Origin of the sequence: Mesorhizobium sp. C264A, assembly GCF_040324515.1 — a bacterium.
Classification (GTDB): Bacteria; Pseudomonadota; Alphaproteobacteria; order Rhizobiales; family Rhizobiaceae; genus Mesorhizobium.
Genome location: NZ_JAMYVY010000002.1, coordinates 309038 through 334435 on the forward strand (window position 1 = coordinate 309038; position 25398 = coordinate 334435).

Below are 25398 nucleotides of genomic sequence, written 5' to 3' on the forward strand. Positions count from 1 at the left end.
GGTTCCCTTTCGGACAAAATGCCATCATACGTGTGGACGAGGTGTTGGCAGCTCTGGCATCCGCCTCGCCGGCCACGACCAACTGGCGCCCAAGCCGACTTCTTTTTGAATCGGCCTCCTAATTTCATTCCGAGAAAACTTGTAGGCTCCAGCGCGGAAAGATGGTCGTGTTTACGGAAAAGGTAACTACAAAGTCGTGACTTCGGGCTGATCTGCGAAGGCACCATGATGTTCAAAGCGCCGAACTACAAGGCAAACCAGCGCCAGCGAAAAAGGCGCCTATGAATGGTGCAGAGGCACGTTGCAAATCATGCAGCTTGCGTTTCGCAAAGGATCGGAAATTGAATAACAATCGCTATTCTCATCGTCGCCGCGCGCGACCAAGGCGCGGCGCTGAACCAATCGTCCGCAGACGTTTCTCTCCAGATGTGCGCTTGCCTCTGATCCTGGTGATCGTGGTGGCCTTGGCTGCTTACGCGACCCACTATTTTACAGGCTCGGGTGACCAGTTACGTGGTCTCGATATAGCAAACTCGGCCGGGTTGAGACGGGCGCCGATAGTAGGCATAGCATCGGTGATTGATGGAGACACGATAGAGATCCACGGGCAGCGCGTCCGGTTCAACGGCATCGATGCACCCGAAAGCCGCCAATACTGCAATGACGCTAGCGCACATCAATACCCCTGCGGGCGCCGGGCGGCCGAAGCATTGGCAAATTTCCTTGCGGCTTCGCAGCCTGTCCAATGCACATTTGTTTCATGGGATCGGTACCGTCGCTTCGTCGGTGATTGTCGGCGCGCGGACGGTGTCAGCGTCGCGTCCTGGATGGTCGAACATGGCCAAGCCTTGGACTGGCCCCGCTATAGCCACGGCGCCTATGCGCAACAGCAAACTTATGCTGAAACCGCAAAGGTTGGAATCTGGATTGGGACGTTTGACAACCCTTGGGATTGGCGCGAACAACATGCCGAATCTGCGAGCCCAACCAAAAGCCCCCTTGGGCTTGTCAGCCGTCGCCAAGTAGCACAGAGCTACTCATGCCAACCTCGCCGCTTGTGCACGCAGATTTCATCTTGCGAAGAAGCACGTTGGTATCTCGCCAACTGCTCATGGGGGAGCAAGTTGGATCGAGATAGCGACGGGATTCCGTGCGAAGGCGTTTGCTGACCTGGGCTCACGCTTTGAGCCCATCCCCAACCATCACTCCCTAGTGTGCGCATTTAGCGTTATGAATTGGCGGTCGGAGCTTCGATGCAATTGCGCGAGTGCCGATAGAGCCTGGCAAAAGGGCTGGCTGACGTTTGTCTTGGAAAATTCCACCAACTCGTTAAGTCCGGACGGGCTAGAAAACCGCAACGCTTCGTAGCGGCATACAGGGATCTGCCGATTGTCTTTGAAGCGCTTGTCAGGCCCGCCGTTTTTGTTTGGGTGAGCCCAGGTGTAGCTCACGATCTCCGCATCAGATGGAACTTTGCCGGTCTCGATAAAATTACTCGGGGCGAATTGGGTCTGCAGATCGGCATATCCGACTGCGCCGTATCGGTTTCCGTCCTTCACCAGCACTAGGTCAGGCATGAAGAAGAGCACCTGCCGACCCACATGGATTGAAGGAGGAGTAACGTTGCTGCGTACAACCTTCGGCAAGGAGCTTGTAAGTGTCGTGGGCTTTTTGTCGACCAGCATGCTGGCCCCGGCATTTCGCTTCCAAGCAGTCAGATTCTCTATCTTGCCGCCGGCAGCGACATGCCATCTCCCTGCGCAGCCGGTGAGAGTTTCGAACGCGCCGACAAGTCGCCCGTAGGCGGCCTCCGCGTCTTTTTCCAGATCGTAATAGAGCACGCTCACCCGGCGGTAACTGTCAAACCATTTGCCAATGAGCATACCCGGCACAAAGGCACAGATGCCCAGCACCGGTGCGGCACCTCCGAGCTTGGTCCCCACAAGGAAACCTGCAATCCCGAACAAAACCGCGAGTGCTACGGACAGCCGCGTCTGCGATTGCCTGGCATTGATTTCATCGAGCACATTGGCGAATGTCTCGTCACGCATTTCCACCACATCGCGGGACTCGATTTCTCTCATCACGACGCCGTCAGAGACGTATTCCGGGCGCGAGGATTGTGGACGGGGTTGCGGCGCAGATGGGGTCTGAGAGAGCTGAACTACCTTCTTCGCGCTGGCCTTGCCTAAAGTGCCACGATAGTAGAGCCCACCCACGCCGGCGTGGATGTAGTGACCTCTTGGCCCAGTGCCGATGCGGAGGCCCTTCACGCCAACGGAAGCCCCAACCCCACCGGACGAAAAGTTAAAGCGGAATGGTCCCGCACTGATCGATTTTCGAACGTAAAACCCCATAGCCCAATCCCCCCAACTCAACTGCCGTACCGACTAAGGCGCCAGTCTCTCGTCCCCATTCATGGCTTGGCGCCACCAACCGGCGCCAATTTTGATCGCTGCCTCACCCTAATCTCGATGCGCCTTCGAGCCCGTACATCGCCAATCTGCGCTCCGTCGGTGAGATGATCGCCGGGCAGGATGAGCTGACCACCAGACATCGGCAAAATCGTAAACCCCTTTAATGCGGGCATGTCACTGAGCACACTTGTAACTGAAATCGCGCGGGCCAGCCCAAGACCGGCATTGTCGGCGGGATGGAGTGAGCCGATTTCCACTTTCCCTGACAGGACCGGTTGGAGCCCCTTGTCCATGTTGGAGGATTCGCCCGCCATTGCCTGTTCGTCCGTGTGTCCAATTACCTCAATCACGTCGACACCGTACGAGGTCGCAGTCCCGGCGATGGTCTTCGCAAGATCGCGCAACTTTGTTTTGAAGGCATTCGAAAGCTCTGCGCTTCCGGTATCGAAATTATAGCCATCCAGTTCGCTGAGACTGATGATCGGCGGCCAATCGTGAGGTTTTGCTGCTTGCGTCGGCTCTGCAGCCTCCTTGAGCACATCAGCCAGATCCTGCAGCCCTTTGTCGGTGCCGGCGTAACCGAATTCTCTCAAAACCTTCGCCGCATCTATCATGGCCTTGGTCTGATCAATGCTTATGTCGTTGTCCGCAAGGACTTTCGCGACAGGGGCATTTCGCACGACCTCCTCCAGAGAAATACCTGCTTCCTTGACCGACTTAACAGCATCCTTGGCCAGGACCAGCTCGCGCCATTGTTCGTCGGGAACGGTTCCTCCCCTCGTGGGCTGAAACACCGCTTTTATCTGAGCCAGAAGCCGCTTGTTCTCGGCTTCGAGCCTCTGCACGTTTTCCTTGTTTGATTGAGTGGCTCGCAGTGCCTCATCGGTCTCTTTCTGCTTTTTCGTGATGATAGCACCGGCTGCTAGCAACAGGCAGAACACCAAAAGCAGCATCGTCTCGGCCATGGTCAGGCCCAGTATCAAACCGCGGCCAAAACCCTTGCGCTCGAAGGCGACCGAAGTCCCGCCAGCGTCACTCACCTGCCCCACCAACTGGTTCGCTTAGGCGGTTCCGTTCGTTCGGCGGGAGGCTCGCTTCCCAGAGTTTGGAAAGCGTCTGGTTGGGGCTCAGGCTCGACCCGAATTGGTGCGCTCTCGACGGTGTCATTTGCGGCCAGATCTGCCAGTGGCTGTTCAATCGCGATAGGAGCGTTGAGAGGGGGAACAGGCCTCGGCGCGTGAAGGGTTCTTCCTGCCAAGGTTGCGACAAGGTCTCCGGTGTCCTTGCTTTGCTTTTGCACCACTGCGGCAAGCGCCTGGGTCAAGCGTTGTTGCGCTTGGACGCTCTCCGCTGTTTGCTCTGCGGCTGCCACAGCCTTTTCCACACCTGCGGCCACTTTAGCCACAGCATCAACGAGGCCCGCCATGCGGGCTTGCTGTTCCTGCGAAGCCGTCTCTGTTTTGACAGCATACTGAGCGACCGCGCTGCCAAGAAGTTTCACCATCGGCGCCAGATCGTTCTTAAGGACCTCATCAGGGACGACAACCTTCTCCAACTTGGTGGCTACGCTTTCGGCCTGTTCACCCAGTCTGCCAACTGAAGAGGACATTGAGCTGTTGGCTTTGTCGAGCAGATCGGCTGCCGCCTCGACGCGCTGTGCGATCGACGAGAACTGACTTTCGATCTGCCCAAAATTGTGGCTCAAAGCATTGATGAGCTTTCCCGAGGCCTCTTGAACTGGTCTGATCGATTCCATCGCGATTTTATCCAGGGCCGATCTTATGTGCTCTCCGTTCCGCTCCGCTTGAACGGCGATTTCGGCAAAACCCTCCTCCAACATCTGATTGCTTACGCGGCGAAAGTCAGCGAATTCCCTGGTTACACTTTCCATCTCGGCTCTTACACGCCGCGTCATATCCGCGAGTTCGTGCCTGACCGTCCGTTCGATGTCGGCAGGATCGCGGCGCATCTGATTGTAAAAGATCCGCAAAGCAATGCCCGTGATCGTCGACGTCACCGCGATACCAAAGTTCCTCACGATTGTGTCGGTGGATCCTTCGGAACCAAACTGAAACAGCGATACGCCGAGACTCGTCAACGTAAACAGGAAACCCATGTAGTAGAGATTGTCGCCTGTTTGCTCATCGTGGAGCCGTAGCTTGCCGGTGAAGACGGACGCGGCAAGATAGATGAGCATCAGGCACACCGGTGCGCTCGCCGCCATTATAGGGTCTACGCCCGACAGCTTGGCTATTGCGATGAACACGCAGCCACCCAGGGTTAGCGTCGCAAAGACGAAAAGGGGCAGGCTCGGATGTCCTAAGAACGACTCCCCTCGCTTCTTGGCCATTAGTTTAACCCCTCCAACCCTACCAGCTTCTCAAAATCACCATGATGGCTTTGAACCCACCGGGTCCAGAACTCTGCATGTTCGAAAGAGCCAAATGGCTTCTTCGCCCTATCGACGTAGAGTATCGTAAACCCGACGCCATCGAGCGATGTCCCGTAAGTCCTGTCAGCCGCGCTATCAAGGTACTTCTGATAATCGAGACCCGAACGATATTGTGAGTACAGCGCCGTATGTTCGATCATATCTGACGCGACTATTATTCGCTTAGCGGTCTTCTCTTTCGCCAAACTGCTATCGAATAGCGACAGTTTGATTTTCTGAATTCCGGCCATGATCGGAGATTGGCTCGCGGATTCTCCATTGGGAATCTGGTCGGGAAGGTTCGTCAAAGGGTCCTCGAACGCATCTTCCCATTTCTTCTGCCGCCGAGACGGATTGTTCGTCCAGCTGTCGACCGTCGAGCCGTCGCCCGGATTGCATCCATCAAACATCACAGTCAGGTCGCCGGGCCTCGCGCCCAGCGTCAATATCTTGAGATAGCCGCCAGGCTCGACGCGCCCAATGGTCTTGCGGAATTCATTCTTCAAATCCGCCATGGTTATCGGCGAAATCGGGTCGGTGGCGTCGATCAAGACCGCTGTCAGGCTCACAGGTCCGTTCAGTGGGCAATTCGTGCTGATGTCGATTTGGTCCTTCCCGGATCTCGACCACATCCAAACAAAACCGGCCAGCATCACAGCCGACAGTACGGCCAATCCGGCTGCTGCGACAATTGTGCCGCCACTGCCTTTCTTTCTTCTGCGACCCCGCCTAGCCATTCACGCTATCCGGATGAAGCTTGTCGAGATCTCGGTACTGTTCGATCCCGCGCTCGCATTCCAGCCCGATGAGCCGCACCTGAGCATTGAGTTCTTCCTGCGCGTCACGAATTGAGGCGCCCAGGTCCTTCTCGCTCCATTCATCGTCGGACGATATCAGGGGTTTTATGCGCTCAAGTTTGTAGGGTGTGGCAAAATGTTTTGGCGCTGGCTCTGTGCGGGCCTGGAAATTGGCCTCCCTGTACTTTGAGAGAAGCTGGTTGCAGGCTCGCTCCAGCTGGTCTTGATGCTGCGCAAAGAGCGTCAGCAGCCTCGACCGATGGTCGATGATCGCTCGATGCTCCCTGCGTCTGCTCCCCAGCCGCTTGACGATGTCCTCCACCTTCTCGTTGTGCTCATCGCGCACCTCTTGCAGAGCCTCGATGAGCTCGCTCTTGCGCTCGATGTAGTCTTCCCGGCGAGCCACCAATCTGTTTTCGACACCCGCATAGCCCGGGTATGGGTCGAGAACGAACCAGCCGTCGATAAACGCAAAGATCGAAAACATGAGACCAATGCCGAACAGAAGCCAGGATTTCACGTCCATAAGGCCAGCCGGATTGGCGAGCATGCTGCGCACGACCTCGACGCCGGCTCCGTCCACAAAGGACCCGCTAACCTCGCGGTAATGCGCAAGCGCTAGGTTTATGGTCAATGCCAAGCCGATATAGGCCACTATCGACAGCGTGCCGATCAACTTCACAAAAAGCGATCTGTGAGTCACCAGGCGTGCACAGAATATTGCGAACAGCAGAGCGGCGCCGATGTTCAAAAACGAGAAAGCGGCGGCTTCGAGGAGCCCGCCAAAGAATCCCTGTTCATTTCCCTTTGCGAGGAAATTTCCGTTCATCGCCGTTTCAATGAGGAACAGGAAGATTAGCAGGGACACTCGGAAAACATGGGCCGCTCCGTGTTGAACCCTCACAGCCCGGACAAGCCCGTGCTTCTGTTTGAACCAGTCGTGTTCTTTCTCCGCATCGTTGAGCGATTTGCGCAATCCGTGAAGTTCGTCCAGGCCCACCGCGATCGAGGCCTTGAAATCGGAAACACTGGCGGCGTTCGCCTGACGGATCAGACCAAACTGCTCTTCAAAGTCGAGGCCAGCCAATCGGCCGGAGAGTAGCTGTAGGCTGTCTTCGAGTGTGTGATGTGCGGCCTTCTTTTCGTCCTCGACCCTCTCGATAACTGTGTGCTCTATATCGTCGAAATTCTTGGCCGTTTTCGGGGGCTGGTTAGCCTCGCCTCGCTGCGTTCCACGACCTTCAAGATCCATTTCGCGATCAATTTTCGCGACATCCAAGCTATTGAACAATTGGGTGCTGGCGCGGAAATCGTGATTTGCCTCTAGTAGAGACTCCCGCAGTTTATTTAGCTTTTCGAATTTTATTCCCACAGCACCGCACCCATTTTTTTACCTCTGCCCGCACAAATGGCTTCTATGCACAGTAGAAGCAAAGGGCAACTGCGTCTTCGCAACTTTGCGGTCCACTGCTCACGAGACGATCGTCTGATGTAAAAATGACAACGATAGCTGCCGTGGCAAGCGGACTTGGGCCAATGAATAGGCCAGGCAGCATACTCTTCTCCGCCGGGCTTTGTGGCGAAGGAACTGAAGATCACGCCAATGAGCTGCTAAAAATCGACTCCAGAGGCGTTCGCGCAGTAGCAGAAGCGCGCGCCCTCGGCGCGCACCACGCCACCAAAGTAAGCGCCGTCAATCTCGACCTCGCCTTCAAGGGTTTCGTTCTTGGTTTCAGCCGACAGGCTTCGCGCAGCTTGTGAGCCAGCACAAAGGCGGTCTTGTACTGCACGTCCAGATCGCGAGAGAACTGGACCGCCGACATGCCCTTCGCGCCGTTAACAAACAGGCAGATCGCGGCGAGCAGATCGACAAACGACAGCTTGCGCCAAGGCGAAGATCGTGCCCTCGTAACCGAGAACTGCGCCCCCGCAAGCGGCGCACTTGAACTTGCGACGGGTCGGAATGTCGTAATGATCCAGGCACCCGCATTTCCGGCAAACAGGCTCGCCTTGAGTCGAAGCGCAGCGAAGGCGCTTGAACGCGTCGTAAGCCTTTTCCTCGCCACCCTTGTAAATCTCTTTTAGAGAAAGGGAGCGGCTTTCGGCGGAAAGGAGGAAGTGTTGGGCTATTGTCATCATATCCGGTTATATGCGGGGCTTGTATCGCCAAATACAGGGGCCTGTACCACCGACTGTGATGATATTTTTTGAGGCGAGGCTATGGCAGGCAAGGACGACCCGCAGACCGTCGAATACGAGACGAAAGCCAAGAACCTTTTGAAGTCAGAGTTGAAGCGGAAGGGCGTTACCTATGCCCAACTCGCCGAAAAATTGGCGACTATGGACATTCACGAAACCGAGCGTATTTTGAACAACAAAATAAGCCCGGGGGCTTTAGCGCTGCGTTCTTACTGCAATGCTTAGACGCTATCGGGGCATCCTCATTGCGGCTTTCGGAGTAGTTTTACTCGGGGCGGCTTTACCGCCAGACGAGCGCAAGAGCACTCAGCCCCAACATTCCGAACAGCATCAAGAGACCATAGGCAACCCTGTTGCGGCAAGCCCTCCGCCAGTCCAACAGGCAAATGAACCCCCAAGTTACACTAACCCATGCCAAGCAGGTCACGATGATCGCAGTTCCGATCTGTGTGCCCAGTGGAACGCTGCCGACGCTGCCCAACAGTCGGCGAACTGGACCACCATTGGCGCTATCGTGGGTGCTTTCACGCTCGCCGCTGCTATGGCCGCTGCTTACTACGCCAAAGAGGCTGCTAGGCACACCCAGCGCAGCGCCGACATTGCCGAAAAGGCTTTGCTCGATATCGAGCGCCCGTATTTGTTCGTCACCGCCACCAAACCGTTGGTGGGGGTGACGCACGATTGGGCTGACAAGCCCGACAACAAAAGACCAATTCCGGAAGCGGCATACTCGATCAAGAATTTCGGACGCACTCCTGCCATCATAAACGAGATTCGGGCGAGCCTCCGGCTTTGCAACTTGCCGCCAACTCCGCATTACCATCCCGGAGAAATCAATGACGTTGAACGGGTGCTCGGGGCAGACGATGCTCTTAGCCCTGCAGCTTTTGATCGCGGCGGCCCTATCACAAACAATGTGCTGAATGAGCTTTTCCTGTCCGATACTCACATAGGGGCGGGTTCCCTTCCATATGTATCTGTATGGCGAGATCACTTATTCGAGCGTCAACGGGATCACCGACCAATTCGGATTTATCTACCGCTACTCGCCTCCCGGCAATACGTTCCATTTGCAGGACATTCCCGGCTACACCTACCGCCACCGTGACGTGAAGAAACATAAGCAAAACGATGACTTATCGGCCTTAGACTTGCTCCGAACGCGTAAAAGCGGCCTCGGGCGGTTGCAAGATCGCTACAATGTTTATTTTTGATATCCGCTCGGTAAGGCGCTTTTCGCTTAAGCAACTAGGCGTTCTCACATTTTTTGTTCAAGAACAAGGCGTTACACAACTTGCCTACGAGGCGAAAGCGCCTTAAGTGTCAACGTTTACATACGCGAAAGTGCCTAAAAATCCTGCCTGCTGCGGATGGAAAAACGCTGACTGTAAAAGCCCGCCAACCTTTCGGCGGGCGGGCTTCCACTGCCGGAACTGGAGAGTGTCATGTCGACAGCCCCGACAGGTCGGAAAGGGGTCGCTGGTTAGCGGCGCGAGATCAGCAAGCAGAGCCGGCGCAGCTCACGATCATAGGTATCTTCGTTGCTAAGCACTTCGACGCAGCGCTTCTTCATCCGAGTGACCTGGGCGTTCGACATATCGCCGACAACGCTAGCCAGATTCGGGTTGCTCGAAGCGGTCGGGTTGCTGGGGTTGGCGGCTGGATTGGTTCCAACGCCGACATTTACGTCGGTACCGACCCCGGTGACGACACCGACATTGGCGCCGCCGGTGCCGATGGAAGCAGTCGCTCCGCCAGTGCCGCCGACGGAGGCTGCGGCATTTGCCCCAGAACCGCCTAGGGATACGCTAGCCGTAGCGCCGCTGTTGCCGCCCACATTAGCGCTGGCGCCTCCGCTGCCGACGGATACCCCGCCGACGCCTCCGACATTAATTCCAGCTGCAGTCGCTGGCATGCAAAGAATTACGAGAACAGATCCGGCAGTCAGACTGCCCGTAAGAATTTCAAAAATTCTTGCCATAGTACGCCTCCTTTTTGCCCTGCAAAGGATGGGACATTTTTTGGGACCTACGGACCCCATAGTGACGCACTAGAGTTGAAAAACAACTTAACGGCCCGCGAAAGATTCGTTCTTGGATCAGTACTTGGTAATTCTCAGGAGTCAGATATAATAAAATTTTACTTTGGCTCCTACGTGATTTTTCCATTTGTCAGATAATATCATTCCCTAAGCACTCCAGGTGCGGTGCAACAAGGTTCAGGGATGACCGTCCGGCGATCAGTAAGCGGCTACTACCGCCGATCGGACATACAACGCTATATTAGCACCTTTTGACGAACCCGACCGGCGGGCCGAGCCAGAATCCCGTCAGCGCAAAACCTGCAAAATCGCTTCCGATGCTCGCCATTGACTAGCACGCAGGAAGTTCTGAGCGCCAAACACGGTGACCATCAACCTACGGCCGCTGGTAACTGTCGACGTCGAGCATTTCGCCTGGTTGAAAGCTATGTGGCGCCGAAGCGGAAGAAAACACTGCAGACCCCGTTTCCTAAAATCGTATCAGGGCATTAGCAGTGACGCCGAGCGGCCGCCGACCTATCGATTAACTCGGTCCGGAGCCAGAGCGTTATAAAGGAGCAAACACGCCAGAAGTGAGATGACGCTGCCTAGCAGTTGGTCTGCCGTCAGGCCGGAAAAATAAACGAGATCGAACGCCAGTACAGCCATCGCTCTAGCCACTCATGAATTGGAAAACCTAACGAGCTGGTCACCAAGTCCGGCCTGCTCAAGATCGCGCAACGTGTCCTTCAACTCCTTGCGCTTGTAGCGATTGATGATGCCGGCTTAGGTTGTGGCGGCATCTAACAAACATTCGACTCGCGCCTGCCATGACGACGACCCGCCGAAGCGAGCATCGCGAGCGCACAGTATTCAAATCCCCCAAGGCGTCCGTCGAGATTTGACAACAGACAGATGGCGCGGCGCGAGCTCTGACGCTGTACGACTGACGCAAGCGGCTCTCAATCCTGGGCGTTGTCCTTGGTCCGTGTGAGGCGGCTTTCGCCTTCCTCCGGGCCGAAGCAGCTTTCGAAATCATTGCAGTCCCGGCAACTGGGGGAGCTGCACAGCGAAAAGCCTTCGGCCTCGCAGAGCTTTCGGTAAAAGTATTTTTTCCATTTCATGTTTTGGGTGTTGCCGGCCGCCAGCGTCGGAAAATGCGAGGCGAGCAGGCGGCCGAGGTCGCTTCGACTAAAAAGGCCAAGGTCTTGCCAGAGGTGGTCATTGCGCATGGCACGCCGGGCGATGATCTTGGCGAAGCGGGCGCTTGCCTTGTCGTCGGGCCGGGCATGCGCCAGCAGCAGTCCGCGCAGAAGTTCTTCTTCCAGATCCGGCTCAGGCTCGCTCCCCTCTTCCAAGGCAAACGCGTTGATAGGAAAAGCAGGGAAACAGCGGGACAGGACATCGCGCAACTCGGCGCGCGAAAGTCCGGTTGCCTCCGTCGCCGTCGCCTCGCCGGCCTCGATCTCCTCGAGCGCACGTGAAAGCACACAGGCAAGCACATGCTGGTCGAACCTTCTCTCCAGCTGCGGCCATTGGCCGGTGCTGAGCCGGGCATAATGTTGGGCAAATATGGTGCGTTCTCCTGGTTTCGCCCTATCAAATCATGCAGAGACCCGGCCTGCCGCAACATGGGTCGGGCAGTTCTTCGGTACGGCACTCCGGGTCGCCTCGCGTCGAGTAGTTCGGCAATTCTCGTCTGGTCCATCGGCTCTGGCGCAAATTCTGTGATTCGAAGAGGTTCGCGAACCCCGGCCCTGCCGTTTGCGCCTCACGGGGAACACTGGCGCCGGAATTTGCCCCGCAGAGTTGGACGTGAACCGTGCGGGACAGAGGTCGCGTGCTGAGTGCGGCCACATGGTTCAAGCCAGACTCACGGTTGAATGCCGTCTCATCCAGAGCGTCAGCGGGTGAGTTCCAGCGCACGTTCAGGACAGGATCGCGCGCCTCGTGATGCAGGCAGTTCCTCCCCTTCCGCAACTTCAATGTCACCAGGCAGGATGTAACCGTCATTATCGAGTTTAAAGATGTCCGGCGCTTGCGCCGCGCATCGCGCGTGGCCCTGGCATTTGGCCTTTTGGACGATGATGCGCATGGCGCTGCCTCCATTGTCTGTGCCCGGGCTCGGGGCGGGCCTAAGACCAGTCCAGGATCAAATTTTCGATCCCGAACACATGGCCGCCAGAAGTTATCGGCGCCGTACCCTGCTTGATCCTGAAAGCCGGGATGCGCGCCAGCCACTCCTCCAGGCCAATGACAATCTCGCGCCGGGCAAGGTGTGAGCCAAGGCAACGGTGGGGACCATAGCCAAACGCTGCGTGGCGGTTGTCCCCCCGCTCCAAATCAATCGTGTTGGGGCATTCGAATTCCGCCGGGTCACGATTGGCAATCATCGTGGCGCAGGAAACATAGTCCCCCTTCCGGATCGGCGCGCCTTCGAAGTCGATATCTTTCGTGGCCACGCGGATCAACTGAATGGGCGGATAGGCCCGCAGCAATTCTTCGGTTGCGAGCGGGATGCGGTCCGGTTCGCTCCGCAGCAATTGCTGATCTTTGAGGTTGCGTGCGAGGTACGCCAAGTCAAAGCCTATAGCTGCTGCGACCGTGTCGAGCCCAGCGACGAAGACAAGCACGCCGATGCCGCGGACTTGGGTGTCAGTCAGCCGGCGGCCCTCGACCTGTGCCTGCACTATAAAGGTCATGAAATCGTCAACCGCCTCATCGCGGCGCATGGCTGCAAGTTCGTCGATGAATGCCACGATCGTCCGGGCAGCCACAGGTCGTTCCTTATCGTCGCCGTGGAGCAGATCTTTCCCCCAGCCGACGAATGTATCGAGTCGGTCATCAGGCAACCCCAGAAAGCGAAGAAAGGTGCTCACCGCGAAAGGAAAGGCAAAATCCTTCATCACGTCGCAGCTTGTGCGCGACGCGGCGATCCTTTCGATCAGCTCGACCGCCCGTTCGCGGACAGCCGGTTCCAAAGCCAACACCCGCTTTGGCGAAAGCAGCGGATTAAGCAGTGAGCGAAAGACGCCATGGGCCGGTGGATCGAGCTCAAGCGGGATCGTCGGCCAGTTCTCACCCAGTATGGAGGAGAAGATGCTGCGATGGCTGGAAAAAGTCTCTGCGTCCTGCAGCACCTTCCGCTGGTCCGCGGCACGGGTGATGACCCAGGTACCCCGGCCATCTTGCGTGTTGTAGCGGGAGTAAAAGATCGGAGGCCCGTCATGTACGCAAGCGACAGCTGCGTGTGGATCCCCGTTGGGTGTTGGTGGCATCCCTGGCGATGTAAACAGGCTGAAGTCCCTCACCATTTCGGGCGGGACATGATCTGGAACGGGGTTGGTCGCCATTTTGTTTTCTCTACATTGGCGTTCATGGCTCAATTGAGATTGCACCGCTGTTCATAAAGTCGATTTCCAGCATGGGCACGTCTCTTGTCGGGCGCCTTCTAGATTCTGTCGCCTGATACAGCCCACCTGCACCAGCGCGGATGAGATGGGTTGCGAAGTCGATCAGAGGGGCATCTCCGCCGCGCTCCGGTCATGAAGCAAAGCGGCTGCTTCCCCGTTAGGGTTGAGAGACTGGTCAATCACCTCTGCCCTGCTGATCAAATTGTCGAAGCAAGTCGCGTGCCGGATAGGGTAGCCATGGCGGTGCACCAAGCAATGCCAGCCTGCGCTGGGTCTGCCGCTGATGATCACCTGTCCATCATTCTTATGACAACGTCCGACAACCGACATCCGTGGTCGGTTTTGTCGAGCCCGCGACATCGGGCTGTTCGGCTTGGCTGTTGCTGCACAGCCTGCCGGTCGACGAGCGAGTAGATCGCTCGCACGGCCCGGATTGAGCAATGACGCGATCCAGCGCAAGGATCGGGTGCGGTCCGAGAAGACCCGACGGCGCTTGCGCGAGACGATCGGAAATATCAAAAAGGTCAAGCCGCGCTTCGGTTCGGCGCTGATGGCGTATGCGTTTTATCGCTCGCAGGCGCTGCAAGGCTTTTCCGGCAGACGGCGATGCACTCGTGCGCACCGGTGCCGACCGGCGACCAGCTTGACTGTATAGATGCGGTCCATTCCGGCGTGCATCACCTGACCATGCGCATGCGCTACGACGGCATCCTTTCCGCTCATGGACCTAGATTTGCTCGCGAGCCGCTGTCGGAACGTGGTGCTGAGTCCTATCGCGGCCAATTCAATCCGAGGACCTGTCGGCAGTCAACACACCCCTGGAGGTCGGACCGGGAACGCGTGGCAGACTCTCGGCCAGAAACCGCCAGTCGCTGCCCTCGCGTTCGCCTTCCTTGCGCGTGCCGAAGAACTGGATGATCATCTTGCCGTCCGCGCCATAGGCTTCAATGGACGTAACGTGACCATCCCTCGTCGGCTTGCGCACGGCCCAGACCTCGCGGATGCGATGGGTCCTAAGATGCAGATGGAAGGTCTCTTCGAGCACATTGATCCGCGGCCCGATCTGCTTGACCGACCTGATCGGGCCGGAATGGATCTGAATGCAACCACGATTGCCGACAAAGCACATGATCGGCATCTCGTCTTCGGCCGCCTGTTGGAACAGGGCGCCAATGGCATCATTGTCGAGTAGCCAGGCGTCATCCTCGTCGGCCATACGCATCGCCTGGCAGCGGCTGAGCTTCAGTGTCTTCAACATATGGTAGAACTGATGCACGTCGCTTAGCCGGCCCCAGTGCTCGCGTAGGTCGTCGACCGTGGTGGCGTGGTCTGGACTCACTGCGTTATCGCGCGCCCCGCTCGCCTCGAGCGATATGATCGGCTCCTGGTCGGGGATACAAGCTCTGCCGTCAGATCCTGATAGGCCTGCAGGTTCGAGGCGGGCGTGAGATGAGCTTTGTGCATCGCCTCGCCGGTGGCATCAAAGAATTGCAGGCTGCGGCGGATCTCGGCCCCCTCGCGCTTCTCGACGGCGAAGCCATACGCCCACGCTTTCGGGAAGATGCGCAGGTCGATCTCGTCGCCGAGCAGTATGGCATGCTGGTTGCCGGTGACCACTTTGCCGTAGACGCCAATCTTTTGGTGCACGGCACTTTCGTTGCTGGTGACCGCCATCACCTCGCCGACCGCTTCGAGGCCGGTCAGCAGATCATCGACGCGCGGCTCGATGCGCACCGCGCCGTGACCACAATGCGCCGCGACCAACTCGGCTTCCGAAATGCCCAATCGAGCGGCGAGATCATGCTCCCGGATCTTCGGATTGTCTTTGCACGCCCGCCGGATTTCGTCGGGCGACGGTTTCTCGCGTTGGTCCATGCTTACCCCTGTTTCTACGACGTGTGAGGATCATCTGCCCTGCCCGGGAATCTTCAGCCGATAAGGCGCGCCGAAATGCTCGATCCTGATCTGCTGCTGGCCCATGAACAAGGTGTCGCTGGACAGCGTGCGCACGGCGTCGCACCGATGCGAAAACCGGCGAGCAGCCACATGCCGATGGCATCCCATCGAGCCGGTCGGCGGCTACTGGGCGGTGGTGAGCCAGTATGGATGTTGTCGCAATCGGCCAAGCGGGCATTCGGATGCCACGAGCGGCGCTGCTTTGCCAACAACGCGTATCTGACCACGGTCCTGACATGTTACTCCCTTGCTTCGCCCCATCCATCGCGATGGCACCCACGGCATGGTTGTGGATCGGCATGCTCTTGCCGTCTCGCCAAACGGAGCTTCAAAAACCGTGCCAATTGCGCCGAGGCAAGCTCAGAAGAAGTTCTGTCCTTGGTGATGTGAGTTCACCCAAGAACTCAGGCCAACATCCCTCGTGCCGGACCCGACAAACCCGACAGCACGTGTCGATTGGCCGACACCTTATCAGCAATCAAGAGGCACCAGTGCGAGAGATGCCGCGCTGTGTTGAAACGTTTTTTGGCTTTGGCACGGTGCATGCAACGTGATGGGCAAGCAGGTCGCGGACTGAGGAGAATGGAGCCATGATTACGCTCACCGACAACGCTGTTGCCGCCTTCAAGACTGCTCTTTGCCGTGCCAGCGAGCCGGCGGAAGGCTTTCGCATTATGGTCGAGGCCGGCGGCTGCGCAGGCTTCAAATACTTAATGGGCCTGGAGAGCGTGTCGCGCGAGGGCGACGCGATCACTGACACAGATGGGGTCAAGCTGTTCGTGGACGCGGGCTCCCAACCCCATGTAGCCGGCATGACCGTCGACTTCCTCACCGGGCTCCAATCTTCCGGTTTTGTCTTCGATAACCCCAATGCGCGCGAAAAGTGCGGCTGCGGCAAGTCCTTCAGTTAAACGCCCGAAGCGCCTGTGCGGCCGACAGAGTGATTTTGCGGCAGAGGAGACTTATATGGCCGGCACAACAGATGTCCCCGTCCTAAAAAACAAGACAAGGTCAAAGCCGATCTCGGGACCGCCATTCGCTCCCAGTAGGATTCAAAGAACGTCGCCTCCCGAAGCAGCTCGGTTCCTGGTGGCACCCGAGCTGCTTGCGGACAAATCGCGCCGCTGCGCCAAATTCGGCTCATCGGTAGCGTTATCGCGTTCGGGCGTCCTTACCTGCCGGCTGACCTACGGCCACTGCGAACATGTCCATATCGACGGAGATCCGGTTTACGTCAAACACTCCGGGCGCCTGCGCGCGCTGCCAGTTCAAATGATCATCAACGGCATGCGCCAGAGGCTCAACGAGTCGGTCTAGCGCTCGCGTCATTCTGTTTAACTGAGGATCGCACCTATGAAGCCTGTCTACCTCGACAACAACGCAACCACACGGGTCGATCCTGAGGTCGTGCAAGCGATGTTGCCGTTCTTTAGGGATCAATTCGGCAACCCTTCGTCGGCACACGCTCTTGGCGCCTCAGTCAGTGCGGCGGTGAAAAAGGCGCGGAGGCAGTTGCAAGCTCTGATCGGCGCGGAGTTCGAGGATGAGATCACTTTCACCTCGGGTGGGACAGAAAGCGACAATGCAGCGCTTCTTTCAGCGCTCGAGGCGGCGCCCAACCGAACCGAGATCGTGACGTCCGCGGTCGAGCATCCCGCCGTGCTGACGCTCTGCGCGCATCTTGAGAAGACCCGCCGCCTCAAGGTGCACAGGATCCCGGTGGATTGCCGTGGTCGGCTCGATCTCGACGCCTATATGGCCGCCCTCACCCCACAGGTTGCAATCGTGTCAATAATGTGGGCGAACAACGAGACTGGTGTGATCTTCCCCGTGGCAAGGCTTTCCGAGTTGGCCAAGGAAGTGGGCGCCCTATTCCATACCGATGCTGTGCAGGCGGTCGGCAAGCTTCCGATGGACCTGAAGTCGACCGCAATCGACATGCTGTCGCTCTCCGGCCACAAGCTGCACGGGCCGAAAGGGATCGGTGCGCTTTTCGTAAAACGTGGCGTCGATTTCCATTCGCTGATCAAGGGGGGTCACCAAGAGCACAACCGGCGTGCTGGAACCGAGAATACGCCCGGCATAGCCGGGCTCGGCACGGCGGCCGAACTCGCCTTGAAATTCATGGACGACGAGACCACACGGGTAAAGTCGCTCCGCGATCGCCTGGAGGGCGGGATCCTCCAGCGCATCCCAAGCACCTGTGTCACTGGTGATCCCTTGCAACGGTTGCCCAACACCGCAAACATCTCCTTCGAACATGTCGAAAGTGATGGAATTCCACTTCTCCTCAGCCGCATTGGCATCGCGTGTTCCTCTGGCTCGGCCTGCACCTCCGGCTCTCTGGAACCAAGCCATGTCCTAAGCGCGATGAAAACGCCACACGCGGCAGTCCGCTTCTCCTTGGCGCGGGACAACAGCGAAGAGGACATCGACCGGGTGCTCGAGGTCATGCCGGGAATCGTGGGGAAGCTGCGCAGCTTTTCCGGTTCTGGGCCGGGTAGTCCGGTCTATGCGTGAGCCGCAGAAGAACAGGCTGCCTGTCATGACCGGTCGTGTCTCCCTCAACGATACGACCTTGCGCGATGGCGAGCAGGCGCCGGGCGTCGCCTTCACCACGACGGAAAAGCTGGAGATCGCTGAGTCTCTTGCGGCGGCTGGCGTGACAGAGATCGAGATCGGCACGCCGGTCATGGGCGTCGACGAGATGGAAACAATTCGCGCCGTGGTAGCGCGGCGTCTTCCGGTTCGGCTCATGGCCTGGTGCCGGATGACGTCGTTGGATCTCGATGCAGCGATCGAGAGCGGCGTCCAAGCGGTCAATTTGTCGCTGCCTGCGTCGGACATCCAACTTGCCGCCAAGCTCGGCCTCGACAAGGCGGGAGCGCTCCAGGTCATCGATCATATGGTCAGGCGCGCCGCCGATGCCGGCTTCTTCGTCGCGGTGGGCTGCGAGGATGCCTCGCGGGCCAATCGGGATCATCTCGCCCGCGTCATCGAGACGGCCGCACGCGCCGGCGCAAGCCGCGTGAGGCTGGCCGACACAGTCGGTGTTCTCGACCCGTTTTCGACCTTCGAACTTGTCGCCCAGCTCGTGGTGCAGTCTCCAATCGACCTCGAATTTCATGCGCACAACGATCTCGGACTTGCTGGCGCCAACACGCTGGCGGCGATCCGCGCAGGCGCGCGCCATGCCTCCGTCACCGTGCTGGGGCTCGGCGAGCGTGCGGGCAATGCCGCGCTGGAGGAGGTGGCCGCCGCAATGGCAGTCTTCGACGGCGCAGACACCGGCATTGAGCTGACCGCATTGCCCGGCCTCGCCGCCCAGGTGGCTTGGGCCGCCCGCCGGCAGACCGCAGCCACTAAGCCGATCGTCGGCGCCGATGTTTTCACCCACGAATCCGGCATTCACGTCGCAGGGCTGCTGAAGGACTCGCGTACTTATCAGGGGCTCGATCCGACTCTCGTGGGCCGCTGCCGGCGGATCGTCATCGGCAAGCATTCCGGCGCCACTGCGATTGCCCATGTGCTGAGCGAAAGCGGTCGCGATCTCGACCCGGATCTGGCAGCCGCGATGTTGGCCCGCGTCCGACGCGAGGCGGCCGAGACCAAATCGACCGTCACTGCAACTCGACTGGTCGAGCTCTACGATGGAATGTGCAGCGAGCCATCCCTCATCGAGCTGTGCGGGTCCAAGTCAGCCGTGCGCGAGCGCACAGAGGCCACAGTTTTGCGACCAGGAAGAATGCAATGAATTGTTCCGCTGACAGCCGCCCCATGGATGTCACCGACATCCTCGCACGACTGAAGCGCTTGTCGGCTGCAGAGGAATTCTTCTCAGTCCTAGGCGTCGCCTATGACCCGAAGGTACTGAATGTCTCGCGGCTCCATATCATGAAGCGTGTGGGCCAATACCTCGCCGAAGAAGATTTCTCCGGTCTGCCCGACCAGGTGATTGCCGCGAGGGTGCGCGCGACGCTCGAACGAGCTTACGAGGACTTTGCGATTTCCTCGCCGCTCACGCATCGGATTTTCAAGGTGCTCAAGGACCACGATCCGAACAAACCTGCCGCGCCGGGTCACACCTTTGTTCCGTTCGACTCGGTACTGAAGCGGTTCGGACGGGAATGATCGGCGACAAGGGTGCGACGCGACAATGTCGAGCAGCCGCCAAATGCGGTCATCACCACAGCGCCGTCAGAAGCAACCAGCCGAAGTTGTAGGAAAGGGGGAGCGCAAGAGACTTGGCACGAATAATGCGGACAAAGGAGATAACCGCAATGCCGGACCCGGACAGGAGCCTAGAGAAACCGCCAATGCACATCGTAATCTGCATCAAGCAGGTGCCGGACTCGGCACAGATAAGGGTCCATCCGGTCACGAACACGATCATGCGCCAGGGTGTTCCGACCATCATCAACCCTTACGACCTGTTCGCCCTCGAAGAAGCGCTCAGACTGCGCGACGCACATGGCGGCGAAGTCACTGTGCTCACCATGGGTCCGCCCATGGCAGAGGACGCGCTGCGCAAGGCGCTCGGTTACGGCGCCGACCGAGCGGTGCTCTTGACCGACCGCTATTTTGCCGGCTCCGACACGCTGGCAACCTCGTTCGCCCTTTCCCAGGCAATCGCGAAGATTGGCGAGACGTTCGGCACGCCAGACCTCGTCTTCACCGGCAAGCAGACGATCGATGGCGACACCGCCCAGGTCGGGCCCGGCATCGCCAAGCGCCTCGGACTCCTGCAACTGACCTATGTCGCGAAGATCCCGTCTGTCGACCTTGCTGCACGCGAGATCAAGGTCGAGCGCCGTTCCGAAGGCGGCACACAGATGCTGAAGAGCAGGCTCCCTTGCCTCATCACCATGCTGGAAGGCACAAACGAGATCCGCCGGGGCTCGATCCAGGACGCCTTGTGCGCCGCGCGCAGCAAGGTCTTGAAATGGAGCGCGGCCGACGCCGGCATTGAGGATCTCACCAAATGCGGCCTGCGCGGTTCACCGACGGTCGTCAAACGTGTTTTCGCCCCTCCTGCTCGAGCTGAAAAGGCGGCACAAATCGACACCGCCGAGAAGGCCTTGCGCGATGTCGCTGACGAACTCATCACCGCAATCTTCACCCGCCAGCCGGCGCTGGAACATGAGCTCGCCTTTAACGGCGGCGCGTGACGGCAAGGAGCAAAACGATGTCGACCGCGAACGGAGAAACCCCTCGCCCTGCCGCCGGCCGCGCCGGCATAAAGAAGGAATTGCCCGCCCATTTCAAGGACTATCGGCACGTTTGGGTTTTCATCGAGCTCGAACGTGGCGAGGTCCATCCGGTATCATTCGAACTGCTCGGCGAAGGCCGCAACTTAGCAGACAAGCTTCAGGTCCAGCTTGCAGGCGTCGTGCTTGGACCGCCGGGAGAGGCCGTCGGGAACGCCGTTGCCGAAGCATTCGCGTATGGCGCTGACCTTGTCTACATCGCCGAGGCGCCCCTGCTCGCCGACTATCGGAATGAACCTTTCACCAAGGCGCTGACGGATCTGGTCGATACCCACAAACCCGAAATCCTTCTTCTCGGTGCCACCACACTGGGCAGGGATCTTGCCGGCTCCGTGGCGACGACCTTGCAGACGGGGCTCACGGCCGACTGCACCGAACTCGATGTGGATACCGACAGTTCGCTCGCCGCCACGCGTCCGACTTTCGGCGGTTCCTTGTTGTGCACGATCTATACGCTCAATTTCCGCCCGCAGATGGCGACCGTGCGGCCGAGGGTCATGCCCATGCCGCAGCGGACGGATAAACCGGTCGGGCGTGTCATCCGGCACAAGCTTTCGCTTGCCGAGGACGAGATCGCTACCAAAGTCCTCGGCTTCCTGCCGGACAATCAGTCGGCGAAGGCAAACCTTGCCTATGCCGACGTCGTGGTTGCGGGAGGCCTTGGTCTTGGCGCGGCGGAGAACCTGCAGCTTGTGAAGAACCTCGCACGAGCAATCGGCGCCGAGCACGGCTGTTCGCGTCCGTTGGTCCAGAAGAGCTGGATGCCAGCTGATCGGCAGATCGGCCAAACTGGCAAGACGATCCGGCCGAAGCTTTACATAGCGGCCGGGATTTCCGGCGCCGTCCAGCATCGGGTTGGCGTGGAGGGGGCGGATCTCATCGTGGCCATCAACACCGACCCGAACGCGCCGATTTTCGATTTCGCTCACCTCGGAATCGTCACCGACGCGATCCGCTTCCTGCCCGCACTGACGGAAGCCTTCACCCGGCGGCTGTCGCCCCACAGTCGCGATAAGCTTTCGAGCTAAGGGGATGGACATGATCGAGGAAAACTTCGACGCCATTGTTGTTGGGGCAGGCATGTCCGGAAACGCAGCTGCTTACACCATGGCCAGCCATGGCCTGAAGGTGCTGCAGTTGGAGCGGGGTGAATATCCGGGCTCCAAGAATGTCCAGGGTGCCATCATGTACGCGAACATGCTGGAGAAGATCATCCCGGATTTCCGGGATGATGCGCCTCTCGAGCGGCATTTGGTTGAACAGCGGCTTTGGGTGATGGACGACACATCCCATACAGGGATTCACTATAGGTCGGACGACTTCAATGAGGCGAAGCCCAACCGGTACACGATCATCCGTGCCCAGTTCGATAAATGGTTTTCGCGTAAGGTGCGCGCGGCCGGCGCGACCGTTCTGTGCGAGACGACCGTGACGGAACTCATCCGTGATGCCAATGACAGGGTGATCGGCGTCCGCACAGACCGGGCGGGCGGAGCCATCTACGCGGACGTGGTCGTTCTCGCAGAAGGTGTCTGCGGACTGCTTGGCACTCGAGCCGGCCTGCGCGAGATGCCAAAGCCGCAAACCGTGGCCCTCGCCGTCAAGGAAATGCATTTCTTGCCCGAAGAGGTCATTGAGCAGCGGTTCGGCGTAAAGGGCGATGAGGGCTGCGTGATCGAGGCGGTGGGCACGACCTCCCGCAGCATGGCCGGGCTCGGCTTCCTCTATACCAACAAGGAGTCCATCTCACTGGGCATTGGCTGCCTCGTCTCCGATTTTGCCGCGATGGTCGAGAGCCCCTACGTTCTCCTTGATGCCTTGAAGAGCCATCCTTCGATCCGGCCGCTGATCGCCGGCTCGGAAGTGAAAGAATATTCCGCACACCTCATTCCCGAAGGCGGCTACAAGGCTATTCCGCAGCTCTTTGGCGATGGTTGGGTCGTGGTCGGCGATGCCGCGCAACTGAACAACGCCATTCACCGCGAGGGTTCGAACCTCGCCATGACCTCCGGCCGCATTGCGGCTGAGGCAATCGTCGAGGTCAAGAGCCGCAACGGTCCGATGAACAAACGGAATCTCGCCCTTTACAAAGCCATGCTGGACAAGTCCTTCGTGGTCAAGGACCTGAGGAAATACAAAGACATGCCGGCCTTGCTCCACACCAATTCATGCAATTATTTCACGACTTATCCGCGGTTGATGTCGCAAGCTGCGCAGAACTTCATGCGTGTCGACGGCACGCCGAAGATCGAGAAGGAAAAGGCGACCACGGCGGCCTTCATCAAGGCGCGCTCGCGCTGGGGGCTGGTCAGCGACGCGGTCCGCCTTGCATTGGCGTGGCGCTGAGGGGAGACGAAATGAGCAGCGCAGCGACGAAGTCACGTGTCGAGGACAAGCTTTACCAGAACCGCTACTTGGTGGATTCCGGCCGCCCGCACATCAAAGTGCGACCGCACCAGAAGCCGAGCGCGAATTTGCTCGCGCTGACCCACGTCTGCCCGGCGAAATGTTATGAGTTGAACGACAAGGGTCAAGTGGAGATCACTGCCGACGGCTGCATGGAGTGCGGCACCTGCCGTATTTTGTGCGGGACGACTGGTGAGATCGAGTGGAACTATCCACGCGGCGGTTTCGGAATCCTCTTCAAATTCGGATGACCGGCGCACGCATGCCCTAAGCAGATACCGCGCTCAGGGACTCTACGATATGTGAAGGTGCTGACCGCGCCAAGCGAGCTGGAGATTACGCTCGCCATACGCTGGGCAATTGTCGTGAACGTCCTGCCCACGTTTCTGCAGACGGGTGATGGAGAAGTCGTCGTCTGGACGCTGAAGGAGAGCCGGAGGTTGCCGCCACTGCCGGCAACACCCACGCACCTCAATCAGGCACTCGCCGCCTCATACCACAGGCTGTACCAGATCGAGCGGATTGCGGCTGCCGGCCAGTCGCATCGGCGCCTCCGCAGCAAGGTATCTCCCCTTACGGCCGGCGTCCGAACCATGCCGCTTGTCGCCCGCATCTGACGGAACGCTAGTGGCTGATCGACGCGATTGACAAGGCCGGTTGGGTTTTGCCAGGGCGGCTCGTATCCCTGGCCTCACGCCCTGGATAATCGGCTACGCCCTGCGCCGGCATGGTATCAAGGTTAAGAAATTCGGGACGTCGTGATGACGTCAAGCGTAAGCAGCCCGGAGTGGTCTCGCTCACACTCTGCGCGCCCGAGGCTGCTAGCCTCGCGACCCTATTTGCCTGTCCACTGTCGTAAGCCCGACAGGTGTGTCGGAGCAATCCGAAGGAATGTGACACGGGAAGCCTATTCATGAACCGAAACAGCTCTTTGGGCTGGCATAGCTCTTGCGCTTTGAACTGCGACATCACGCAGCAACGGAGCCGTTCATGTCTGCACCGGCAATTTCGCTTGAGAGCCTCAGCACGACATTCGGTGACCAGTTGCTTGGCACCATGAAACTCGGGGGCTGCGCGTCTTCGTCCTGCGGCTCGTCGACAAAGCCCGACGACACGGATCCGGCTGTCTGGGAGAAGATCAAGGATCACCCCTGCTTTTCAGAAGAGGCTCATCACTATTTCGCGCGTATGCACGTCGCGGTCGCGCCGGGCTGCAACATCCAGTGCAACTACTGCAATCGCAAATATGACTGCGCCAATGAAAGCCGGCCTGGGGTGGCCTCTGAAAAGCTGACGCCCGATCAGGCGCTACGCAAGGTGATCGCGGTCGCCAATGAGGTGCCGCAGCTTTCCGTGCTCGGCATCGCCGGACCGGGCGACGCCTGCTACGACTGGAAGAAGACGAAGGCGACCTTCGCCAGGGTCGCCAGGGAAATCCCAGACATCAAGTTTTGCATATCCACGAATGGGCTGGCGCTGCCCGACCATGTCGATGAGCTTGCTGACATGAATGTCGATCACGTGACGATCACGATCAACATGGTCGACCCTGAGGTCGGTGCAAAGATCTATCCTTGGATCTTTCACGATCATCGCCGCTACGTCGGCATTGAAGCCACCCGGATCCTGCACCAGCGGCAGATGTTGGGCCTGGAGATGCTGACCGCGCGGGGCATCCTCACCAAAATCAACTCGGTGGTGATCCCGGGCGTGAATGATGAGCATCTGATCGAGGTGAATAGATGGATTAAGGAGCGAGGCGCGTTCCTGCACAACCTTATGCCGCTGATTTCGGACCCGGCCCACGGCACGCACTACGGTCTGAGCGGGCAGCGCGGCCCAAACGCAATGGAGATGAAGGCTCTTCAGGATCGTGTCGAAAACGGCGCCCAGTTGATGCGCCACTGCCGGCAGTGCCGGGCAGATGCCGTGGGCCTGCTCGGAGAAGATCGTGGCCAGGAATTCACAGTCGACCGGATTCCCGGCGAGGTCACCTACGATGCCAGCAAACGCAAGGCCTATTGGGAGCTGGTCGCGGAGGAGCGCCGTGATCACGTCGAGGCTAGGAGAGAAGCGATCGGATTGGTCAAGGCAGCGAGCCCCGGCAAGTCCCTTCTCTTCGCGGTGGCGACCAAGGGCGGCGGCCGCGTCAATGAGCATTTCGGCCATGCGAAGGAATTCCAGGTTTATCAAGCCTCGCTGAAAGGGATCAGCTTCGTCGGGCATCGGAAGGTGGACAAGTATTGCCTTGGCGGCTGGGGCGCAGAAGCCGCCCTCGATGGCGTCATCGCAGCGCTTCAAGGCATAGATATCGTGCTGTGCGCCAAGATTGGAAATTGCCCGCAGGATCAGCTCGCGGAGGCTGGAATCAGAGCCACCGACGCCTGTGCCCATGACTATATCGAGACAGCAATCAGCGCGATTTACATCGCCGCATCTGGGACCCCCACACTCGCGGCGACGGCCTGAGCTGTCTCATTCATTCGGACCAG

26 protein-coding genes and 2 pseudogenes are annotated in these 25398 nt (G+C 58.7%); 14 read left to right on the forward strand and 14 right to left on the reverse strand.

Going from position 1 to position 25398, the window contains the following annotated elements; genetic code table 11:
* The first annotated feature begins 281 nt into the window (after positions 1-281).
* Positions 282-1169 carry a thermonuclease family protein gene (locus tag NKL04_RS20550; RefSeq protein ID WP_084558323.1) on the forward strand — a complete coding sequence of 296 codons (888 nt, stop codon included), beginning with the start codon at positions 282-284 and terminating at the stop codon, positions 1167-1169.
* 33 nt (positions 1170-1202) lie between these two features.
* Here the strand turns inward: NKL04_RS20550 and NKL04_RS20555 are convergent, their stop codons facing one another.
* The 6 genes and pseudogenes from NKL04_RS20555 to NKL04_RS20580 all read right to left on the reverse strand — a co-directional run.
* Positions 1203-2357: a DUF4236 domain-containing protein gene (locus tag NKL04_RS20555; RefSeq protein WP_023698269.1), complete on the reverse strand. Its 1155-nt coding sequence runs from the start codon at positions 2355-2357 to the stop codon at positions 1203-1205.
* A gap of 59 nt (positions 2358-2416) precedes the next feature.
* Positions 2417-3457, reverse strand: a complete 1041-nt coding sequence (locus NKL04_RS20560; protein ID WP_031198374.1) for an OmpA family protein — start codon at positions 3455-3457, stop codon at positions 2417-2419.
* On the reverse strand, positions 3454-4767 hold the full coding sequence (locus tag NKL04_RS20565; RefSeq protein ID WP_023702830.1) for a methyl-accepting chemotaxis protein: 1314 nt from the start codon (positions 4765-4767) through the stop codon (positions 3454-3456). Before NKL04_RS20565 ends, NKL04_RS20560 begins: the two co-directional genes overlap by 4 nt.
* Positions 4767-5522 carry a hypothetical protein gene (locus NKL04_RS20570; RefSeq protein ID WP_023709441.1) on the reverse strand — a complete coding sequence of 252 codons (756 nt, stop codon included), beginning with the start codon at positions 5520-5522 and terminating at the stop codon, positions 4767-4769. Before NKL04_RS20570 ends, NKL04_RS20565 begins: the two co-directional genes overlap by 1 nt.
* Before the next feature lie 55 nt (positions 5523-5577).
* Positions 5578-7011, reverse strand: a complete 1434-nt coding sequence (locus NKL04_RS20575; protein ID WP_031209855.1) for a hypothetical protein — start codon at positions 7009-7011, stop codon at positions 5578-5580.
* A gap of 284 nt (positions 7012-7295) precedes the next feature.
* A pseudogene (locus NKL04_RS20580) lies at positions 7296-7775 on the reverse strand (transposase); the annotation flags it as partial.
* 90 nt (positions 7776-7865) lie between these two features.
* On the opposite strand from NKL04_RS20580, the gene NKL04_RS20585 reads away from it, so the two are divergent.
* Complete coding sequence (locus tag NKL04_RS20585; RefSeq protein WP_023698275.1) at positions 7866-8069, forward strand: DUF6471 domain-containing protein; 204 nt, start codon at positions 7866-7868, stop codon at positions 8067-8069.
* 55 nt (positions 8070-8124) lie between these two features.
* Here the strand turns inward: NKL04_RS20585 and NKL04_RS20590 are convergent, their stop codons facing one another.
* Positions 8125-8793 carry a hypothetical protein gene (locus NKL04_RS20590; RefSeq protein ID WP_023702833.1) on the reverse strand — a complete coding sequence of 223 codons (669 nt, stop codon included), beginning with the start codon at positions 8791-8793 and terminating at the stop codon, positions 8125-8127.
* 22 nt (positions 8794-8815) lie between these two features.
* Between NKL04_RS20590 and NKL04_RS20595 the strand changes: the two genes are divergently transcribed.
* Positions 8816-9058 (forward strand): hypothetical protein, encoded by a 243-nt coding sequence (locus NKL04_RS20595; RefSeq protein WP_023702834.1) that lies wholly within the window; start codon positions 8816-8818, stop codon positions 9056-9058.
* A 269-nt stretch (positions 9059-9327) separates the two neighbouring features.
* On the opposite strand, the gene NKL04_RS20600 is transcribed toward NKL04_RS20595, so the two are convergent.
* The 6 genes and pseudogenes from NKL04_RS20600 to hemP form a co-directional block, all read right to left on the reverse strand.
* Positions 9328-9825: a hypothetical protein gene (locus NKL04_RS20600; protein WP_023715661.1), complete on the reverse strand. Its 498-nt coding sequence runs from the start codon at positions 9823-9825 to the stop codon at positions 9328-9330.
* Between the two features lie 1001 nt (positions 9826-10826).
* Positions 10827-11438: a nitrogen fixation protein NifQ gene (locus NKL04_RS20605; RefSeq protein WP_023687343.1), complete on the reverse strand. Its 612-nt coding sequence runs from the start codon at positions 11436-11438 to the stop codon at positions 10827-10829.
* 329 nt (positions 11439-11767) lie between these two features.
* On the reverse strand, positions 11768-11959 hold the full coding sequence (locus tag NKL04_RS20610; protein ID WP_081725572.1) for a ferredoxin: 192 nt from the start codon (positions 11957-11959) through the stop codon (positions 11768-11770).
* 40 nt (positions 11960-11999) lie between these two features.
* Positions 12000-13217, reverse strand: coding sequence for a cytochrome P450 (locus tag NKL04_RS20615; RefSeq protein WP_031209857.1), 1218 nt, complete (start codon positions 13215-13217; stop codon positions 12000-12002).
* 844 nt (positions 13218-14061) lie between these two features.
* A pseudogene (locus NKL04_RS20620) lies at positions 14062-15152 on the reverse strand (hemin-degrading factor).
* Between the two features lie 30 nt (positions 15153-15182).
* The gene (hemP, locus tag NKL04_RS20625) at positions 15183-15287 is read right to left on the reverse strand and encodes a hemin uptake protein HemP (protein WP_023685012.1); all 105 of its coding nucleotides are present in this window, start codon (positions 15285-15287) and stop codon (positions 15183-15185) included.
* Between the two features lie 536 nt (positions 15288-15823).
* Between hemP and NKL04_RS20630 the strand changes: the two genes are divergently transcribed.
* From NKL04_RS20630 to nifW, 5 genes are read left to right on the forward strand one after another with little or no spacing between them, the layout of a single operon-like run.
* On the forward strand, positions 15824-16144 hold the full coding sequence (locus NKL04_RS20630) for a HesB/IscA family protein (RefSeq protein ID WP_023672207.1): 321 nt from the start codon (positions 15824-15826) through the stop codon (positions 16142-16144).
* Between the two features lie 55 nt (positions 16145-16199).
* On the forward strand, positions 16200-16550 hold the full coding sequence (locus NKL04_RS20635) for a hypothetical protein (protein WP_156940485.1): 351 nt from the start codon (positions 16200-16202) through the stop codon (positions 16548-16550).
* A gap of 36 nt (positions 16551-16586) precedes the next feature.
* On the forward strand, positions 16587-17753 hold the full coding sequence (gene nifS / locus NKL04_RS20640) for a cysteine desulfurase NifS (protein WP_023702840.1): 1167 nt from the start codon (positions 16587-16589) through the stop codon (positions 17751-17753).
* 25 nt (positions 17754-17778) lie between these two features.
* Positions 17779-18987 carry a homocitrate synthase gene (nifV, locus tag NKL04_RS20645; RefSeq protein WP_032997499.1) on the forward strand — a complete coding sequence of 403 codons (1209 nt, stop codon included), beginning with the start codon at positions 17779-17781 and terminating at the stop codon, positions 18985-18987.
* Positions 18984-19364 (forward strand): nitrogenase stabilizing/protective protein NifW, encoded by a 381-nt coding sequence (nifW, locus tag NKL04_RS20650; protein ID WP_023687348.1) that lies wholly within the window; start codon positions 18984-18986, stop codon positions 19362-19364. The genes nifV and nifW overlap by 4 nt, the downstream gene beginning before the upstream one ends.
* 52 nt (positions 19365-19416) lie before the next feature.
* On the opposite strand, the gene NKL04_RS20655 is transcribed toward nifW, so the two are convergent.
* Positions 19417-19626 (reverse strand): hypothetical protein, encoded by a 210-nt coding sequence (locus NKL04_RS20655; protein ID WP_023708822.1) that lies wholly within the window; start codon positions 19624-19626, stop codon positions 19417-19419.
* Here NKL04_RS20655 and NKL04_RS20660 point away from each other — a divergent pair.
* The 6 genes from NKL04_RS20660 to nifB all read left to right on the forward strand — a co-directional run bounded on the left by NKL04_RS20660 (position 19550) and on the right by nifB (position 25375).
* Entirely contained in the window at positions 19550-20401 is an 852-nt protein-coding gene (locus tag NKL04_RS20660) for an electron transfer flavoprotein subunit beta/FixA family protein (RefSeq protein ID WP_023702842.1), read from the forward strand. The two genes, NKL04_RS20655 and NKL04_RS20660, sit on opposite strands and share 77 nt — an antisense overlap.
* A gap of 17 nt (positions 20402-20418) precedes the next feature.
* Positions 20419-21528 (forward strand): electron transfer flavoprotein subunit alpha/FixB family protein, encoded by a 1110-nt coding sequence (locus tag NKL04_RS20665; RefSeq protein WP_023685019.1) that lies wholly within the window; start codon positions 20419-20421, stop codon positions 21526-21528.
* Positions 21529-21538: 10 nt separating this feature from the next.
* Positions 21539-22846 (forward strand): FAD-binding protein, encoded by a 1308-nt coding sequence (locus NKL04_RS20670; protein ID WP_023712672.1) that lies wholly within the window; start codon positions 21539-21541, stop codon positions 22844-22846.
* 11 nt (positions 22847-22857) lie between these two features.
* The gene (locus NKL04_RS20675; RefSeq protein WP_023712673.1) at positions 22858-23157 is read left to right on the forward strand and encodes a ferredoxin family protein; all 300 of its coding nucleotides are present in this window, start codon (positions 22858-22860) and stop codon (positions 23155-23157) included.
* Positions 23158-23208: 51 nt separating this feature from the next.
* The gene (locus NKL04_RS20680) at positions 23209-23523 is read left to right on the forward strand and encodes a hypothetical protein (protein WP_023672216.1); all 315 of its coding nucleotides are present in this window, start codon (positions 23209-23211) and stop codon (positions 23521-23523) included.
* A gap of 373 nt (positions 23524-23896) precedes the next feature.
* On the forward strand, positions 23897-25375 hold the full coding sequence (gene nifB / locus NKL04_RS20685; RefSeq protein WP_023703135.1) for a nitrogenase cofactor biosynthesis protein NifB: 1479 nt from the start codon (positions 23897-23899) through the stop codon (positions 25373-25375).
* The last annotated feature ends 23 nt before the right edge of the window (positions 25376-25398 follow it).